Here is a 16,753-nt window from a genome sequence, read left to right as displayed (position 1 = left end):
CGGTGAGTACCCGCGAACGACCTTGCGGAACCGACCCGCCTCCGGATCCGGGATCCTCCGCTGTCGGCGGTGTTCCGCGTGCCGCTCCCTGACCGTGCGCTCCCATCCGGAGCGGAGACTGCTGACAGCTACCAGGACGGCGACGGAGGAGGAACCGTGACGGAACTCGATCGACGGACCAAGGTCCTGGGACGGTTGATCGGGCTGGCATCAGTGACCCGCCGGTCCGAGGCGCAGATCGTCGCCGACCAGCAGCGGGTGGTCGGCCACAACGCCGTCACGGACCTGCTGCTCGGTGGACTCGCTCCCGGGGTCAGCGTCCGCGACACGACCGCCGCGGGGCAGGACGGACCGATCGGGGTGCGCGTGTACCGTCCGACGACGTTCACCGGGACCCCACCGCTCGTGGTCCTCGTGCACGGCGGCGGCTGGACCTCGGGCACCCTCGACACCTACGACTGGCTGGCGTCGAACATCGCGCGGGACGCCCGGGTGGTCGTCGCGTCCCTGGACTACCGCCTCGCGCCGGGGCACCGCTGGCCCGCGGCCGCCGAGGACTCGTACGCCGCCACGGTGGACCTCGTCGGTCGCGCATCGGAACTCGGTGCCGACACGACCCGGGTCGCGGTCGTCGGCGACAGTGCCGGCGGGAACCTGGCCGCCGTCGTCGCCCTGATGGCACGCGACCGCTCTGGCCCGGCGATCGCGTTCCAGGCACTGCTCTACCCGGCGACCGACCTGACGATGGCGAGCCCGTCGATCGACGAGAACGCCACCGCCCCGATCCTGACGAAGGCCGACATGCTCGCGTTCCGCCGCCACTACCTCGGCGGCGCGGACCCGCGCCAGCCGTACGCGTCACCGCTGTTCGCGGAACTGGCCGGGCTCCCGCCCGCCCTGGTGCAGGTCGCCGAGCACGACCCGCTCCGGGACGACGGACTCCGGTTCGCCGCAGCACTGCAGGACGCAGGGGTCGCCGTCCGGACCACGACGTACTTCGGCATGCCGCACGGCTTCATGGCCTTCCCGCGCATCAGTCGTGCTGTGCCGCAGGCGCTCGGCGAACTGTGCCAGGAGCTCCGCCGGGCACTCGCCGTGTCCTGATCCGAGACCGGCTGTCCATCCGGTGACGGGTGCACACCACGAGCGGCCGTCAGGCGCCGACGGCTCAGTACGAGCCGACGGCCTCGCTGTGCGCCCACGCACCACACGGGGTGCCGTACCGACCGGCGATGTAGTCGAGCCCCCACGTGATCTGCGTCGCGGGGTTCGTCTGCCAGTCGGCTCCGGCTGACGCCATCTTCGACCCCGGGTACGCCTGCGGGATGCCGTACGCGCCGTTCGGGTTGGCGGCAGTGGTGCGCCAGCCGGACTCGCGGTCCCAGAGCGACACGAGACAGCCGAAGTCGTCGCTGCTCCAGCCGCGAGCCGCGACCATGTCAGCGGCGATCGCCTGGGCGCTCCCGGGGGTCGGTGTCGGGACGACCGGGACGGGGGCCGGTGTGGCGGCGGGCTTCGGGGCGACCGCGCTGGCGGCCACGGACTGCACCGCCGGGGCAGTGGTCGGGGCAGCCGGAGTCTGCGGTTTCGGCTTCGGCTTCGGCTTCGGGGCCTGCACCGTGAAGCCGTCGCGGTCGACGGCGAGCTCGACCGCGCCCTGCGTGGAGAACGTCTGCACGGTGGGGGCCGTCGCCGCTGCCGGCACGACCGCCGTCGCGGGGTCGGCGAAGGCCGGGAGGGTCAGCTGCGTCGCGAGGAGGGCGACGGGCGTCGCGAACGCCACGGCCGCGGCGACGCGACGGGCCGCCGAACGATGCGCGGCGGTGTGATGGGCGGTGGGGCGACGGGGCGTGCGGTGATCCGGCGCTGCCGACGAGGGTGCCGATGATCGGGACGGCAGCGGCGGACGGGGCAACGGGCCGGGGCCTCGACGGGCGCGCGCGGTCGACACCGAGACCGACCGTGGTCCTGCGACCGGACGCTCGAGGGGTGCCGGCGCGGCCACGATCGCCGACTCGGTCGATGGCACTGCGGCGTGTCGGCCCATGCCGGCGAGCGTAGCCCCTCGCCGTGTCGTCGTGGGAGCACGGCTGCTCCGGCGCGGCGCGTGTCAGTCCGCCTGGCCGCCGGAGCCGCGGACGGTCAGCTGCCAGGCGCTGTCCGCCGTGCTGTCGCCGCCACCGAACCCGACGCGGTCGACGTCGTGCCGCCACTTCGCCGGGACCCGGAGGTGCTGCGGCTGTCCGCCGCACTGCATCGGCTCCGCGCTGTACGTCACCGTCGTGCCGTGGGACTCGAGCTCGACCTCGGTCGACATCGTGCCGTCACCGAAGCACGAGAACTCCAGCGCGTCGATCTCCGCCGGCCCCGCGAAGGTCGACGCGACGGAGCCGTGCTCGTGCTCCTCGGTCTGCCCCGCGCTGATCTCGGCGCTGAGCACGACGAGCACGTCGTCGTCACTCTGCACGGCAGCCTCGCTCGAGGCACTCCAGCGTCCGACCGCCGCGGGGTCGACCGGCTCCTGCGTGCAGCCGCCGAGCAGCAGCACAGCGCCGAGGGGTGCGATGGCGGCGATCGCGGTGGTCCAGCCCATGGTGCGTCCCCTCGTCTGCGGCGGCGGGAGACCCGTCCACGCCTGCGCGACGTCCCCGTCGAGAACGGTAGCGAGCGGGACCGCGGCGCGGAAGTGGGGCGGGACGGGGTGGCGGATCAGGAGCCACCCCGTCCCGCGGACGCCCGGCCAGGGACCAGGCTTGACGCTGACGGTAGCACTCAGACGCCATCGGCACACTCCTCGGGATCGGTGTCGCCGCAGAACGAACTGCCTGCGTCGACGGCGTCCTCCTGGCACAATGGGGATGCCCCGGGGCCGGATCAGGGTCCTGGGAAGAGAGGGCGGGGGCCTCACCGACCTCCGCCCTCTGCACCTTCCGCGCGGCGACGGTGGCAGCACCCTCAGCGCATCAGCGTCCGGCGCGGCGTCTCTCCGTAGGTCTGCCGGTAGAGCGCCGTGAACCGTCCGGCGTTGCTGAAGCCCCAGTCGGCCGAGATGCTCGTGACGGTGTCGCCCCGCGTCGGGTCGCCGGCGATCAGGTCCGCTCGGGCACCGTCGACCCGCGCCAGCCGGACGTACTCCATCGGCGTCTGCCCGCGCTCCCGGCGGAAGGCCAGGGACAGCCCACGGGCCGAGAGGCGCGCAGCGGCGGCGATGTCCTGCACCGTGATGGGCTCGCGGCGGTGTTCGTCGACCCACGCGGTCGCACGTCGGACGGCGGCACTCTCGTCCGCACCACCCCGGGGTTCGGTGACGAGTCCGAAGGCGGAGATGGCGCTCACGACCACGAACCGCGTCGCCTGCGCACGCAACAGCTCGTTGCCGTAGACCTCCGGGGTCTCGAGCACCTGCTGCCGGTACTCCTGCACGGTGTGCCGCCACAGCCAGTGCCGGGCGGCGTCGACCGGACGCACGGCACCTTCCGCCAGACACAGGTCCTCGTCGTCCCAGATCTCGCCGGCGACCCGGCGGAGCACCTGGGCGGAGAACGAGCAGGTCGATGCGTGGGCGTGGTCGATGACGAAGTCGAGCTCCTGGTCCGGGGGCATCACGAACGCCTCCCCTTCGCCGATCACGTGCTCGGCTCCCCAGGGGTTGAACGCGTAGGCGCCGGAGTGCACCTGGACGAACATGACCTCGTCGGTGGAGTCGACGGCGACGCGCACCTCCGTGTCCCACTCGATGTCGGCGACGGTGACCGGGTCGCCGACGATCACGTGCTGCCTGTGCGACAGTGCCCGCGTGGCGGGCGCGATGCGGTACCCGAACCCCGTGCTGATCGCTGCGGTGAGTTCGTCGGCATTCGTCGTCTCCACGTCGAGGAACGAAGGACTGCTCATGGGGAGGGGTCTACCACACGTCCCCGCCGGACGACGGGCACGGATCATCCGCGCAACGAGTCCCGACGGATCCGTCCCCTGCGAACCGCCTGGACGGCGTTACGCTGCCGCCACCCCAACCAGCGCGGCCGTCGTCGTCCGCCCGGTGACAGCGACGTCACCCGGCCCGACGCGGACCGCACGTCTGCAAGGAAGCAGGTCACGGTGATCCCCCTCTCCCCAGCGCCCCTCGGACGGGCACGAACCCGCAGGCGCGTCATCGGCGCGACCGTCGCGGTGAGCGCGGCCGCACTCGGCGTCCTCGCCACGACCCAGACCGCGGTCGCGGCACCGCCCGTCCCGGCGCCCACGACCGACCTCGGCCCGAACGTGCTCGTCTTCTCGCCGGACATGCTGCAAGCCGACATCCAGGCGAAGGTCGACGCCGTCTACGAGCAGCAGGTCGACAACGAGATGGGCACGGCTCGGTACGCGCTGCTGTTCAAGCCGGGCACATACGGTTCGGCGACGAACCCGCTCGACATCCGGGTCGGGTACTACACGGAGGTCGACGGCCTCGGCCAGGACCCGAGCGGCGTGACCATCAACGGCGGCGTCACGGCCACCGGACGCAACGGCAGCGGGTCCCTCGACACCTTCTGGCGGTCGGTGTCGAACCTGACCGTCCACGTGGTCCCGACCGCCGACGCCTGCCACACCGGCAACGAGATGTGGGCTGTCTCGCAGGCCGCGCCGATGCGGCGCGTGGACGTGAGGGACTACACGTCCTTCATGCCGTACTGCGAGGACCCGAACTACGCCAGTGGTGGCTTCGTCGCCGACTCGAAGCTCGAGGGCGGCGCACTGAACGGGTCGCAGCAGCAGTTCTACGTCCGCAACACCGACCTCGGCGCCGGATGGTCGAACGGCGTCTGGAACCAGGTGTTCTCCGGCGACCTGAACGCCCCGGCCCAGTCCTTCCCGGTGCCGCCGTACACGACGCTGACGACGACGCCGGTCTCCCGCGAGAAGCCGTACCTCTACGTCGATGACCACGGGGCGTACCGCGTGTTCGTGCCGAGCGCCGCGACGAACTCGGTCGGCCCGAGCTGGGCGGACGGACACACGCCCGGCCGGTCGCTGCCCCTCAGTGACTTCTTCGTCGCGCACCCCACGGACTCGGTGACGACGATCAACGCCGCCCTCGCGAAGGGCAAGAACCTGCTCGTCACGCCGGGCGTCTACGACGTCGCGAAGAGCATCTCCGTGAAGCGCGCCGACACCGTCGTGCTGGGGCTCGGCCTGGCCACGCTCACCGCCCAGAACGGCGCCGTCCCGATGGTCGTCGGCGACGTGCGCGGTGTCGACATCGCCGGCCTGACCTTCGACGCCGGCACCGTCAACTCGCCGACGCTGCTGAAGATCGGCAGCGGACACCACAAGGTCGACCGGAACCCGGCCACCGTCGGCAGCGCCACCGACCCGACCGCCCTGCAGGACGTGTTCTTCCGCATCGGCGGTCCGCACGTCGGCAAGGCCACGACGAGCCTCGAGGTCAACAGCAGCCACACGATCCTCGACGACATCTGGGCCTGGCGCGCCGACCACGGCGTCGCCGGATCCGTCGGCTGGACCGTCAACACGGCCGACACCGGTGTCGTCGTGAACGGTGACGACGTCACCGCCACCGGCCTGTTCGTCGAGCACTACCAGAAGTACAACGTGATCTGGAACGGCGAGCGCGGACGGACCGTGTTCTTCCAGAACGAGTTGCCCTACGACGCACCGGACCAGGCATCGTGGCGGCACCAGAAGGTCAACGGCTGGGCGGCGTACAAGGTCTCGGACAAGGTCAAGACGCACGAAGCCTGGGGTCTCGGCAGCTACATCTTCACCAACGTGAACCCGACGCTCCACGCCACGCAGTCGTTCGAGGTCCCGGACCGTCCGGGCGTGGTCATGCACGACATGACCACCGTGGCGCTCAACACGAACGCGGGGACCATCGACCACGTCGTCAACGGGCAGGGATCGGCTGCGACGGGCTCGGTGTCCGGGCAGCCGCAGACCGTGACGCGGTACTCGAACAAGACGGTGCAGTAGCGGACGCGCGCTGACCCGACTGGGTGAGCCGAGCCTCCCGTCCGTCACGATGACGGGCGGGAGGCTCGGTGGCAGCCGGGCCCCGTTCCTCGACGGCCCAGCATCAGCACCCGGGTACGGTCCGGGAGAGGCGACCCCGCCGTCGGCACACCGCCGTCCCCGATCGAAGGAGTGTCATGTCCGACACCACCCCGGCCGCTCCGAGTGAGCCCGTCGACACGAACGCTGCGTCCGTCCCGCCCGTCGAGGCCACGCCCGAGTCCACTGCGACCGATGCACCGGCCGCCGAAGCCGTCCCCGCCGAGGCTCCCGCTCCGGCGACGGCCGCTCCGACGCCGACCCCTGCCGCTGCCGTGCCGGTCGCCCCGGTCGTGCCGCCGCAGACGAGCCTCGCGTCACGCGGTGTGAACTACGCCGTGGACATCGTCTTCTGCATCGACGTGACCGGGAGCATGGACCCGATCCTCGACGCCGTGAAGGCGAACGCGCTCGGGTTCTACGACGACGTGCAGACCAACCTCACCGCGAAGGGCAAGAACGTCGCCGAGCTCCGCGTCCGCGTGATCGCGTTCCGTGACCTCGTTGCCGACGGTGCTGCGGCGATCGAGGAGTCGCCGTTCTACGGCCTCCCCGACGACCGCGCCCGTTTCTCCGAGTTCGTCGGCGGCCTCGTCGCCGAGGGCGGCGGAGACGCACCGGAGTCCGGTCTGGAGGCCGTGGCCCTGGCCATCGCGTCGCCGTGGACCCGCAACGGTGACCGCCGCCGTCAGGTGATCGTGGTGTGGAGCGACCAGCCCGCACACCCGCTCGACCCCGCAGCTGTCCCCGCGGACCTCCGCTCCCGCATCCCCGCCGACTTCAGCGCGCTCACCGACGCGTGGGAGGACGAGCAGGGCGTGATGGGGTCCAGCACGAAGCGCCTCATCCTCTTCGCCCCGGACGGTCCCGGCTGGAGCGACATCTCCGCCGAGTGGGAGAACGTCGTGCACAACCCCTCGACCGCCGGTGGTGGACTGTCCGACGTCGACTACGGCACGATCATCGACTCCATCGGGAACTCGGTGTGAGCGAGACCGCTGCGGGCCCGACCGCGTCCTTCGGGTTCAACCTGGCCAAGGTGCCGGACCACGGCGAGGACTCCGACCCGATCCTCCGCGAAGGTCCCGACCTCGGGCTCGCAGCGGTCTTCGACGGCATGGGAGGCGCGGGCGGCACCGTCTACGACACGCCTGACGGCGCGCGTTCGGGTGCCTACCTGGCCTCCCGGCTCGTCCGTGACGTGGTGGAGGAGCACCTCCTCCGCACGCTCACCCCGGACCGGCCGCTGCCGCTGCCGGCCACGGCCGTCGAGCTGCACGACGCGATCGAGACCGTGCTGCAGGACGCGTTGACCGGGCTCAACGCCCCGGTGAGCCGGCTGCGGTCCCGGCTGCTGCGCGCGCTCCCCACGACGATGGCGCTCGGTGCGCTGCAGCGCAGCGAGCCGGACGGGTCCCGCTGGGTCTGCGAGGTGCTCTGGGCCGGGGACTCCCGCGTCTACGCGCTCGACGCCTCCGGGCTGCACCAACTGAGCATCGACGACCTCCGTGACCCGAGCGACGCGATGACGAACCTCCAGCGTGACTCGGTCATCAGCAACGCGATCTCCGCCGACACCGACTTCCAGGTGAACCACCGGCGAGTGACGCTCGAGGCGCCGTTCGCCCTCCTCTGCGCCACCGACGGGTGCTTCGGGTACGTGCCGTCCCCGATGCACTTCGAGAAGCTGGTGCTCGACGGACTGGCCGAGGCCGAGACCGACGAGGACTGGTCCCTCGCCGTCCAGCGGACGATCAGCGCCGTGACCGGTGACGATGCGTCGATGGCCACGATCGTCGTCGGTGCCGACCTCGTCGACTTCCAGGCAGCCCTGGCTCCGCGACGTGCCGAGATCGCCGACGTGGTGGTCGCGCCCCTCGACGCGATGGCCGACGAGATCCACCGCGCGCAGCAGGACCTGACCGACCTGCAGGCACGGTACGTCGCCGCGCAGGCCGAGCAGTGGCAGCGCTACCGTGCCGGGTACGAGCAGCTGCTGCAGGACGACCCGGACGCGTCGGTCGACTCCGCCGAGGAGACCCCGTCGCGCCAGATCTGGAAGCCCGCGAAGCGGATCGCCACCGGGCACGTGGCCACAGCTGCGGACACCGACAGCGCGCCGGACACCGGCGAGACACCGCTGTCCGACGGTGTCCCGACACGTGAAGGGGAGGCCTCCTGATGCAGGCCGGAGACGTGTTGAACGGGTACACGCTGCTCGCCGACTTCAGCGTGGTGGGAGCGGGCCTCAGCCGCTGGACCTTCGCCACGAAGGGCGGGCGCGAGTACTTCGTCAAGGAGTTCCTCAGCCCCACGTACCCGGAGGACAGCTCCCCGGGCAGTGACCGCGTCAAGGCGCGGAAGCGTGAGCGGTGTGCAGCCTTCGAGGCACGGCACGCCGCGATGCAGACGGCGCTCGCACCGCTGTCGACGTACGGCGGCAACCTCATCGTCACGCTCGACTTCTTCCGCGCGGGCGCGAAGTACTACAAGACGACGGAGCGCGTGGAGTCCGAGGACCTCGGCGTCGCCGGCATCGCCGCCCTGCCGTTCCGCCAACGGCTCGTCCTGCTGAAGTCGGCCGCGCACAGCCTGAAGATCCTGCACGACCTGCACATCGTGCACGGTGACCTGAAGCCGGACAACGTGCTGGTCAAGCGGACCGACCTCGGGTACACGAGCAAGCTCATCGACTTCGACAACGCCTACGTCGCGGGTGACCCGCCACCGCCGGCCGAGATCGTCGGCACGATCAACTACTACTCGCCGGAGCTCCTCGGGTACATCCAGGAGGACGGAGTCACCGCCGCGGACTTGGGGACCGCAGCGGACATCTTCGCGCTCGGACTGATCTTCAGTGAGTTCCTGACGGGGGAGTTGCCCGCCTACGACCGTGCGTACGGCGAACCAGCCGTGGCCGTGCGGAGCGGGGTCGTCCTCCGGGTCGACCGTTCGACGCTCGATCCTGCCCTGACCGACCTCGTCGACCGGATGTTGCTGGCCGACGCGGCGTCACGGCCCACGGTCGGGCAGGTGCACGCCGGCCTCATGAGCCTCCGCGGATCCGGTGAGGCGGTCGCGCCGGCCGCGATGCCAGCCGCACCGGCAGCGACGCCGGCCCCGTCGACGACGCCGGCCGCAGCGCCGGTCGCTTCCGGCGGCCTCCGCGGGAAGCTCGTCAGGCCAGCCTCCACGCCGGCCGACGCCGGGCCTCCCGTCAGGACGAGCGAACCGGCGGCCGACCCGTCCGGCGTGACCCCGCCGCCTGCTCCGTCGAGTGGACTCAAGGGCAAGCTGCTCGGGCGGACTCCGCGCGACCGGAGGTCCGACCGTGGCTGAGATGCCGGCGGTCTGGCGCTGCCCGGTGTGCGAGGGCGTCAACCGTGGTGGCCGCACCTGCAGCACCTGTGGTGAGCAGCTCCCCCCCGGCTTCGTGCCCGCGGACGCGGCACCCCGGCCTCCGGAGGCCCGTCCACGTCCGTCGTCCGCGGCACCGCGGACCGTCGCACCACCGCCACGGCGAGCGCCGCGGTTCCCGAGCCCGGAGGAGATCTTCGGGAGCAACCCCTTCCGCTGAGCCATCCGGCGGGCCGTCGACTCCGGCCCGTCGGTCAGCGCTCGACGGTCAGGGGGCGACCGGGATGCCCTGCGCGTCCGCCCACTGCATCGAGTGCTCCGCCTGCTGGCGCGACAACCCCGTGACCATGCCGCAGTTGCTGCACTCGATCAGGTAGGACGTCCCGAGCGAGAACAGCGGGATGAAGAACAGCGTCACCTTCTGCCGCTCGCGGACGATCTGCTGTGGTGCCGCGACCCCGCAGTGCCCGCACACGAAGGTCACGACGAACAGGAGCGCCGCGACCGCGCGGGTGCCGAAGAGCAGGAACATCCTTCGAGTGAACCACCCGAAACATGTCCATCCGGACGGGTGCGGGAGCCGTTCCTCGATGGTGAGCGTGGTGAGCGCCGCGACTCCGACCTACTGCGAGAGCTCGCGGTCCAGCCGGTCGAGGAGCGCCTCGAGCGAGACCTCGAACTCCTCGTCGCTGCGGTCCTCGCTGAGCAGGGCACGCAGCCGCTGCACCTCCGGGGCGATGTCGAGGGACAGGTTCCCGTCGCCCTCCGGGACGGCGGCGCCGCCCTCGTCGAGCGGCTCCTCGGCGGGTCCGGCCTCGGCTCCCCTGACCACGGACTGCAGGAGGAGCTGACCCAGCAGGAAGCTGCTGAACGCGCGGTAGGCGTTGACGGCCTGCGCGTCGGAGAACCCGTTCCCGGTGAGGGCCCGGAGGAACGTGTCGACGACCTCGATGCTCCGGAGGGGCGGACGCAGCCAGGGTGCGGCTGGGTGGCGGGTGGCGACGAGGGGGAACGCCTTGGGGTGGTCCGTCGCGATCCGGCGGACCGCGTGCGCGACCGTCTGGAGGAACGCCTGCCAGTGCGTGCCCTCGGCCTCCTCCAGGTGGGAGACGAGGTCGCTCATCAGGGAGGCGACGATGCCCTCGAGCAGGTCCTCCTTCCCGTGCACGTACCGGTAGAGGGACATGGCCTCGACACCGAGCTCCTGCGCGAGGGAGCGCATCGACAGCCCCTGCATGCCCGACCGGTCGATCTGCCCGAGCGCCGTCGCGACGATGAGGTCCCGACTCAACCCGGGTGCGGTCGTCCTGTCGCGTGCCGCCATGGCGGATCTCCCTCGCTGTGGATGGGGCTTCCGGCCCCGACGGCGTCCTCGGGACGCGTCGCTGTCCGTACCTGAGACCGTACGCGCGCTTACGCCGTAAGCTCCGACGCGGGCTTACGCCGTAAGTCCGCCGGGGTGACCTCCACCTCCATCTCGGACGCACTCCTCATCGGATCCGGTGACCACGCCGGGGAACAGGAGCACCACCATGATCGACAGCAACAGCATCAACGACCTCATCGGCGCCGACGTCTACGGCAGCGGCGAGGCGAAGATCGGCACGGTCGGACAGGTCTACGTCGACAACGACACGCAGGCGCCGACCTGGGTGACGATCCGCACGGGTCTCTTCGGCTCGGCCGAGACGTTCGCCCCGCTGACGGACGCGAACTTCGACGCCGGCATCGTCCGGGTCGCGTACGACAAGGCGTTCGTCAAGGACGCACCGCGTGTCGAGGCCGACGGCGCTCTCAGCGACGAGGAGGAGCAGGCGCTCTACTCGTACTACGGCATGACCGACACCTCCGTGGCGGACGAGCAGCCCCTGTACGACCAGGACGCCGACCGTGGTGCGAACACCCACGGCACCCAGGGCCACGACACGTCCGGCCCGACGACTGACGACGCCATGACCCGCTCCGAGGAGCGTCTGCGCGTCGGTACCGAGCAGGTCCAGGCCGGCCGTGCCCGTCTGCGCAAGCACGTCGTCACCGAACAGGTCACCAAGACCGTCCCGGTCAGCCACGAGGAGGTCACCCTCTCCCGCGAGCCGGTCACCGACGCGAACGCCGCTGACGCCCTCGCCGGCCCGGAGCTCAGCGAGGAGGAGCACGAGGTCGTCCTCTCCGAAGAGCGCGTCGTGACCGCCAAGGAGACCGTCCCCGTCGAGCGTGTGCGCCTCGGCACGGAGACCGTCACCGAGCAGCAGACCGTCAACGAGGAGGTCGCCCACGAGGAGATCGAGCTCGACGACAGCGAGGTGCGCGGCACCACCGACGGGACCGTCACGGACCGCGACCTCCGCTCCTAGGCACCACCGGCGACGGCCCACCCGTCGCCCGGACTGAGCCCACTCACACCTGTCGGCCCCGATCATGACGAGCGGGGCCGACAGGCGTTCCCGCCCCCTCCCGTTCCCTCACCGGAGCACCCCACGGCCCAACGGAGCAGACCATGACCCATCGAGACCAGCCGCACGCGTCCGACGCTGACGACCACGTCGAGGTGGTCCGCAGCGAGGAGCGCCTCGCCGTCACCACCGAGCGTCACGCCACCGAACGCGTCCGACTCGAGCGGTACATCGTCACCGAGCAGCGCACCGTCACCGTCGACGTCAGCCGCGAGGAGGTCCGCCTGACCCGTGAGCCGATCACCGGCGACACGCGCCTGCCCGTCGCCACCGGCGACACCGTCCGCGAACCCATCGTGGTCGTCCTGCACGAGGAACAACTCGTCGTCTCGAAGGTCGTCGTGCCGGTCGAGCGCGTCACGCTCACCACGCACACCGTCACGCACGACGTGGTCGTCGACGAGACCCTCCGGCACGAGGTCGTGCACGTCGACGAGGTGACCGGGCCGACAGCCTGAGCAGCCCACCCGAGCACACCGAGCCTCCTGGCCGTCATCGTGACGGACGGGAGGCTCGTCTCGTTCCGGGCAGGACCGCGCGTGTGCAGGGGTCGCTTCGCATTCTGCACACAACGCGCACGTGTCTGCGCGTTGTGTGCAACTCTTGTCGTACCGGGCCGGAACGACCCGGAACGAAACGATGGAGTTACGTATGTCCGTTCCGATCAAGGCCGCCATCGAGAAGGTCCCTGGCGGCATGATGCTCGTCCCGCTCCTCGTGGGCGCCGTCCTCGCGACGGTCGCCCCGGGCACCGCGGACTTCTTCGGCTCCTTCACCGGAGGCCTCCTCACCGGGAGCACGCCGATCCTGGCCGTCTTCTACGTCTGCATGGGCGCGAGCATCGACCTCCGCGCAACGCCCTACATCCTCAAGAAGGGCGGGGCGCTCTTCGGCTCGAAGGTGCTGCTCGCCGTCGTCATCGGTGTGGTCGCCGGGCAGTTCATGTCCGAGCTCCCCGTCCAGGGCGGCTTCCTCGCCGGCCTGTCCGTCCTGGCCCTCGTCGCCGCGTTCAGCGACACGAACGGCGGCCTCTACATGGCACTGATGGGCCAGTACGGCAAGCCGAAGGACGTCGCGGCGTACTCGATCATGACGATCGAGTCCGGCCCGTTCCTCACCATGCTCATCCTCGGCGTCGCCGGCCTCTCCGCGTTCCCGTGGCAGGCACTCGTCGGCGCGCTGATCCCCCTGGTGCTCGGCATGGTCCTCGGCTCACTCGACCCGGCGATGCGGAAGTTCCTGTCGTCGGCGTCGCCGGTGCTCATCTTCTTCTTCGGCCTGGCGCTCGGCTTCGGCATCAGCCTGCAGACCGTCCTCAGCGCCGGCCTCGTCGGCGTCCTGCTCGGCCTGGTCGTGCTGTTCCTCAGCGGCGCTGTGCTGTTCCTCGCCGACCGCTTCACCGGCGGCACCGGCCTCGGCGGACTCGCCGCGTCGTCGACCGCCGGCAACGCGGCGGCGGTACCGATGCTCGTGGCCGCCGCCAACCCGGCGTACAAGGAGGCCGCGGGTCCCGCGACCGTCCTCGTCTCCGCCGCCATCGTGGTGACGTCGATCGGCACCCCGCTCATCGTCGCCTGGTACGCCCGTCGCCTCGCCGCGAAGAAGACCGGTGGGGACACGTCCGGCGTCGCGGCCGTCGCCGTCGATCGGGCCGCCTCGTGAGCGACGCCGCAGCCACCCTGACGATCGTCGCCGACGACCTGACCGGTGCCGCTGACGCCGCGGCCGGGTACGGCGCGATCCGCACCAGCGCGGTCGTCCTCGGCCCGGAGGTCCCCTGGCCTGCCGCTGACGTGCTCGCGGTCGACACCGAGAGCCGGTACCTGTCCGGCCAAGAGGCCGCCTCGCTCGTCGGCTCCGTCGTCCGCCGCTCGGTGGACCTCGGTCGGCCGGTCTTCAAGAAGATCGACTCCCTGCTCCGCGGCAACGTCGGCGCCGAGGTCGCGGCAGCACTCGACGCCGTCTCCGGACCGGAGCGCGCCCTGGCGGTCGTCGCACCGGCCTTCCCCGGCACCGGCCGCACCACCGTCGGAGGCGTCGTCCACGTCGGTGGCGCGCCCAACATCGACGGCGACCACGCCGGTGACGTGGCCGCATCGCTCACCGCAGCGGGCCTCCAGGCCGGGAGGCTCAGCCCCGCTCCGACGGACAGCCCTGCGGACATCGCGGCCCAGCTGGACCGCCTGCACGCCGACGGCGTCGACGCGGTCGTCCTCGACGCGGTCACCGACGCCGACCTCGAGACGATCGCCCGGGCCTCCCGGCTGGTCACCGGCCCCGTCCTCGTGACCGGCTCCGGCGGACTCGCCGCGCACATGCTGTCGCTCGCAGACAGTGGCGCGACACCGACGGCACCGCTGGCGCCGGTCGACCGCGTCCTCGTCGTCGTCGGGAGCTACTCCGGACCCGCTCGATCGCAGATCGACGAACTCGTCCGGCGCGGTGCCGAGCACGTCGAGTTGCGGCACCGCGACGACGGTGAACAAGCGGCGACGGACCAGATCGCCCGTTCCGTCTCGGACGTCGTCCTCACCCCCGACCTGGGCGTGCCGGTCGACAAGGACAACGCCCTCGACGTCGCCGCAGCCCTCGCGGCGACCGTCACCCGCAGCGCCGGCTGCTTCGGGGCTCTCGTCCTGACCGGCGGGGAGACCGCCCGAGCCGTCCTGGACGCGCTCGGCATCGACACCGTCCGCGTGCACGGCACCGTCGAACCCGGCGTCGTCCTCAGCAGCCACCCCGACCACCGGCCGGTCCTCGTGACGAAGGCGGGGGCGTTCGGCGACGCCGGCACCCTCGCCCGCACCGTCCGGGCCCTCCGACAGCAGAACACAGAGCAGTAAGGAAGAACAATGAAGCCGATCATCGCGATCACGATGGGTGACGCCGCCGGCGTCGGACCCGAGATCATCGCCAAGGCGATGGCCGACCAGGCGACCCGGTCCCTGGCGACGATGTTCGTCATCGGCGACCTGCGCCGCCTGCAGCTCGCCATGGACGTCGTGTCGAGCACACTGACCCTCAACCGCATCAGCGACCCGTCCGAGGTGACCGAGGACCCGACCACCATCGACGTCCTCGACATCCCGTGCATCCCCGAGGACCTGGCCTGGGGCGAGCTCTCGGCCGAGGCCGGACACGGCGCCTTCCTGTTCATCGAGAAGGCCGTCGAGCTCGCCATGGCCGGCAAGATCGACGCCATCTGCACCGGTCCGCTCAACAAGGCGGCCCTGCACATGGGCGGGCACCAGTTCCCCGGGCACACCGAGATGCTCGCTTCCCTCGCAGGGGTCGAGGAGGTCTCGATGATGCTGACCGCGCCGAACATGCGCGTCATCCACGTCACCACCCACCTGGGCCTCGTCGACGCCGTCGCCGCGATCGACGGCGACCGGGTCTACCGCACCATCACGCGCGGCAACGACCTGCTCGTCCGCTCCGGCAACGAGCGTCCGCGCATCGCCGTCGCGGCCATCAACCCGCACGGCGGCGAGAACGGTCTGTTCGGCAACGACGAGGAGGCCCAGAAGATCCAGCCCGGCGTCGACCGTGCGCGCGCCGAAGGCCTCGACGTCATCGGCCCGCTGCCCGCCGACACCCTCTTCATGCTCGCCAGCCGTGGCGACTACGACCTGGTCGTCGCCCAGTACCATGACCAGGGCCACATCCCGGTGAAGGTGCTCGGGCTGAAGAACGGTGTGAACGTCACCGTCGGCCTGCCGTTCGTCCGGACCTCGGTCGACCACGGAACGGCGTTCGACATCGCCGGGAAGGACATCGTGGACCACGAACCGCTGCTCGAAGCGCTCCGCCAGGCCGCCGACCTCTCCCCGGAGCGCGAAGGCTGACGTGAACGCCCGCGACCGTCGGCGCGAGATCAGCCGCCTGCTGCAGGAGAAGCCCGTCACCGTCGACGAGCTCGCAGCGGTGTACTCGGTCTCCGCGTCGACGATCCGGCGGGACCTCGACACGATGACGCGGGACGGCGCCATCGTCCGGACCTACGGTGGCGCCCAGACCATCGGCGGAGCGGAGCGGAGCCTGCGGGAGCGCGAGGCGATCGCGGTGGAGCAGAAGGCCGCCATCGGACGGCTCGCGAGCACGTTCATCCCAGCCGGAGCGGTCGCGGTGCTCGACGCCGGAACCACGGTCGGGGCCCTCGCGCGGAACCTCGTCCACCGCGAGGGCATCACCGTCGTGACCACCGGGCTGACGACCACCAACGCGCTCGAGCACAGCACGGGCGTCGAGCTCATCGTCGTCGGCGGACGGCTGCGGCACATCAGCTCCGGGTTCGTCGGCCCCTTCGCCGAGCGGGTCATGGCGGACGTCTCCGCCGACGTGGCGTTCCTCAGTGCCGACGGGGTCTCGGCGGAGCACGGGCTCTGCGAGGAGACCCCGGAGCAGGCATCACTCAAACGCGTGATGGTCGAGCGGGCACGGGAGCTGTACGTGCTGGCGGACTCGACGAAGCTCGGTGTCGCGTCGTCCCACTGGTGGACGCGGATCGAACGGTCGTGGTCGCTCGTCACCGACGACGGGGTGACGGAGGAGCAGTTGGCACCGTTCCGGGCATCGGCGTTCGTGACGGTGCACGTCGCCGGGACCGGGCAGCCCGGGTCGGACCGCTGACCTAGGAGCGGTCGGGTCCGATCGTCCACGCTGCCCAGGCGTCGAGCTGCGCCTGCGCGTTGCCGAGCGAGTTGTGCGATCCGCGGATCGTGCCGTCCGTGGAGTGCAATTCGTACCCCTGGCCCTGGTCGATCGTGCCGACGACGATCCCGTCGCGGCGGGCGGTCCAGTGCGCACCGGAATCGTGTCGCCATGTGATGGCCTGCATACGGTCCACGAACGCCGACTTCCTGTGTTGCGCCGCTCACGGGGACCGA

The 16,753-nt window shown here is 71.2% G+C and carries 17 protein-coding genes; 11 read left to right on the top strand and 6 right to left on the bottom strand.

Annotated features, from left to right (window positions below):
• The first annotated feature begins 156 nt into the window (after positions 1-156).
• The gene (locus DEJ25_RS02735; RefSeq protein WP_181427329.1) at positions 157-1,104 is read left to right on the top strand and encodes an alpha/beta hydrolase; all 948 of its coding nucleotides are present in this window, start codon (positions 157-159) and stop codon (positions 1,102-1,104) included.
• A gap of 64 nt (positions 1,105-1,168) precedes the next feature.
• On the opposite strand, the gene DEJ25_RS02730 is transcribed toward DEJ25_RS02735, so the two are convergent.
• The 3 genes from DEJ25_RS02730 to DEJ25_RS02720 all read right to left on the bottom strand — a co-directional run bounded on the left by DEJ25_RS02730 (position 1,169) and on the right by DEJ25_RS02720 (position 3,894).
• Positions 1,169-1,783: a lytic transglycosylase domain-containing protein gene (locus DEJ25_RS02730; protein ID WP_375334527.1), complete on the bottom strand. Its 615-nt coding sequence runs from the start codon at positions 1,781-1,783 to the stop codon at positions 1,169-1,171.
• Between the two features lie 327 nt (positions 1,784-2,110).
• Complete coding sequence (locus tag DEJ25_RS02725; protein ID WP_111043679.1) at positions 2,111-2,593, bottom strand: hypothetical protein; 483 nt, start codon at positions 2,591-2,593, stop codon at positions 2,111-2,113.
• A 362-nt stretch (positions 2,594-2,955) separates the two neighbouring features.
• Positions 2,956-3,894 carry a helix-turn-helix domain-containing protein gene (locus tag DEJ25_RS02720; protein ID WP_181427328.1) on the bottom strand — a complete coding sequence of 313 codons (939 nt, stop codon included), beginning with the start codon at positions 3,892-3,894 and terminating at the stop codon, positions 2,956-2,958.
• Positions 3,895-4,098: 204 nt separating this feature from the next.
• On the opposite strand from DEJ25_RS02720, the gene DEJ25_RS02715 reads away from it, so the two are divergent.
• From DEJ25_RS02715 to DEJ25_RS02700, 4 genes are all read left to right on the top strand, one after another.
• Positions 4,099-5,976: an adenylyl cyclase gene (locus DEJ25_RS02715; RefSeq protein ID WP_111043677.1), complete on the top strand. Its 1,878-nt coding sequence runs from the start codon at positions 4,099-4,101 to the stop codon at positions 5,974-5,976.
• Between the two features lie 176 nt (positions 5,977-6,152).
• Entirely contained in the window at positions 6,153-7,043 is an 891-nt protein-coding gene (locus DEJ25_RS02710; RefSeq protein ID WP_111043676.1) for a vWA domain-containing protein, read from the top strand.
• On the top strand, positions 7,040-8,236 hold the full coding sequence (locus DEJ25_RS02705) for a PP2C family serine/threonine-protein phosphatase (protein ID WP_110902991.1): 1,197 nt from the start codon (positions 7,040-7,042) through the stop codon (positions 8,234-8,236). The genes DEJ25_RS02710 and DEJ25_RS02705 overlap by 4 nt, the downstream gene beginning before the upstream one ends.
• Positions 8,236-9,393 carry a protein kinase gene (locus DEJ25_RS02700; RefSeq protein WP_111043675.1) on the top strand — a complete coding sequence of 386 codons (1,158 nt, stop codon included), beginning with the start codon at positions 8,236-8,238 and terminating at the stop codon, positions 9,391-9,393. Before DEJ25_RS02705 ends, DEJ25_RS02700 begins: the two co-directional genes overlap by 1 nt.
• Positions 9,394-9,679: 286 nt before the next feature.
• Here DEJ25_RS02700 and DEJ25_RS02695 read toward each other — a convergent pair whose 3' ends face one another.
• Together DEJ25_RS02695 and DEJ25_RS02690 are read right to left on the bottom strand one after the other, a co-directional pair.
• Positions 9,680-9,943, bottom strand: a complete 264-nt coding sequence (locus DEJ25_RS02695; protein ID WP_110902989.1) for a zinc-ribbon domain-containing protein — start codon at positions 9,941-9,943, stop codon at positions 9,680-9,682.
• Positions 9,944-10,033: 90 nt separating this feature from the next.
• Positions 10,034-10,735: a TetR/AcrR family transcriptional regulator C-terminal domain-containing protein gene (locus DEJ25_RS02690; RefSeq protein WP_110902988.1), complete on the bottom strand. Its 702-nt coding sequence runs from the start codon at positions 10,733-10,735 to the stop codon at positions 10,034-10,036.
• A 208-nt stretch (positions 10,736-10,943) separates the two neighbouring features.
• On the opposite strand from DEJ25_RS02690, the gene DEJ25_RS02685 reads away from it, so the two are divergent.
• From DEJ25_RS02685 to DEJ25_RS02660, 6 genes are all read left to right on the top strand, one after another.
• Positions 10,944-11,765 carry a DUF2382 domain-containing protein gene (locus DEJ25_RS02685; RefSeq protein ID WP_110902987.1) on the top strand — a complete coding sequence of 274 codons (822 nt, stop codon included), beginning with the start codon at positions 10,944-10,946 and terminating at the stop codon, positions 11,763-11,765.
• Positions 11,766-11,908: 143 nt separating this feature from the next.
• Positions 11,909-12,322: a DUF2382 domain-containing protein gene (locus tag DEJ25_RS02680; protein WP_111043674.1), complete on the top strand. Its 414-nt coding sequence runs from the start codon at positions 11,909-11,911 to the stop codon at positions 12,320-12,322.
• A 193-nt stretch (positions 12,323-12,515) separates the two neighbouring features.
• Complete coding sequence (locus DEJ25_RS02675; RefSeq protein ID WP_110902985.1) at positions 12,516-13,526, top strand: 2-keto-3-deoxygluconate permease; 1,011 nt, start codon at positions 12,516-12,518, stop codon at positions 13,524-13,526.
• Positions 13,523-14,707: a four-carbon acid sugar kinase family protein gene (locus DEJ25_RS16550; protein WP_181427327.1), complete on the top strand. Its 1,185-nt coding sequence runs from the start codon at positions 13,523-13,525 to the stop codon at positions 14,705-14,707. Before DEJ25_RS02675 ends, DEJ25_RS16550 begins: the two co-directional genes overlap by 4 nt.
• A gap of 9 nt (positions 14,708-14,716) precedes the next feature.
• Positions 14,717-15,712, top strand: coding sequence for a 4-hydroxythreonine-4-phosphate dehydrogenase PdxA (pdxA, locus tag DEJ25_RS02665; protein WP_110902983.1), 996 nt, complete (start codon positions 14,717-14,719; stop codon positions 15,710-15,712).
• Position 15,713: 1 nt separating this feature from the next.
• On the top strand, positions 15,714-16,496 hold the full coding sequence (locus DEJ25_RS02660; RefSeq protein WP_111121580.1) for a DeoR/GlpR family DNA-binding transcription regulator: 783 nt from the start codon (positions 15,714-15,716) through the stop codon (positions 16,494-16,496).
• 1 nt (position 16,497) lies between these two features.
• On the opposite strand, the gene DEJ25_RS02655 is transcribed toward DEJ25_RS02660, so the two are convergent.
• Complete coding sequence (locus DEJ25_RS02655; RefSeq protein WP_146240603.1) at positions 16,498-16,713, bottom strand: hypothetical protein; 216 nt, start codon at positions 16,711-16,713, stop codon at positions 16,498-16,500.
• Positions 16,714-16,753: the final 40 nt, after the last annotated feature.

The sequence above is a fragment of the Curtobacterium sp. MCPF17_011 genome (assembly GCF_003234145.1).
Taxonomy (GTDB): Bacteria; Actinomycetota; Actinomycetes; order Actinomycetales; family Microbacteriaceae; genus Curtobacterium.
The sequence above is the reverse complement of the archived record's forward strand: the minus strand, read 5'-3'. Positions and strand labels throughout refer to the sequence as shown.

Coding starts and splice junctions, on each gene's coding strand:
- DEJ25_RS02700 (WP_111043675.1), top strand. CDS start 8,236: ATGCAGGCCGGAGACGTGTTGAACGGGTACACGCTGCTCGCCGACTTC.
- DEJ25_RS02725 (WP_111043679.1), bottom strand. CDS start 2,593: ATGGGCTGGACCACCGCGATCGCCGCCATCGCACCCCTCGGCGCTGTG.
- pdxA (WP_110902983.1), top strand. CDS start 14,717: ATGAAGCCGATCATCGCGATCACGATGGGTGACGCCGCCGGCGTCGGA.
- DEJ25_RS02675 (WP_110902985.1), top strand. CDS start 12,516: ATGTCCGTTCCGATCAAGGCCGCCATCGAGAAGGTCCCTGGCGGCATG.
- DEJ25_RS02710 (WP_111043676.1), top strand. CDS start 6,153: ATGTCCGACACCACCCCGGCCGCTCCGAGTGAGCCCGTCGACACGAAC.
- DEJ25_RS02685 (WP_110902987.1), top strand. CDS start 10,944: ATGATCGACAGCAACAGCATCAACGACCTCATCGGCGCCGACGTCTAC.
- DEJ25_RS02720 (WP_181427328.1), bottom strand. CDS start 3,894: ATGAGCAGTCCTTCGTTCCTCGACGTGGAGACGACGAATGCCGACGAA.
- DEJ25_RS02680 (WP_111043674.1), top strand. CDS start 11,909: ATGACCCATCGAGACCAGCCGCACGCGTCCGACGCTGACGACCACGTC.
- DEJ25_RS02690 (WP_110902988.1), bottom strand. CDS start 10,735: ATGGCGGCACGCGACAGGACGACCGCACCCGGGTTGAGTCGGGACCTC.
- DEJ25_RS02695 (WP_110902989.1), bottom strand. CDS start 9,943: ATGTTCCTGCTCTTCGGCACCCGCGCGGTCGCGGCGCTCCTGTTCGTC.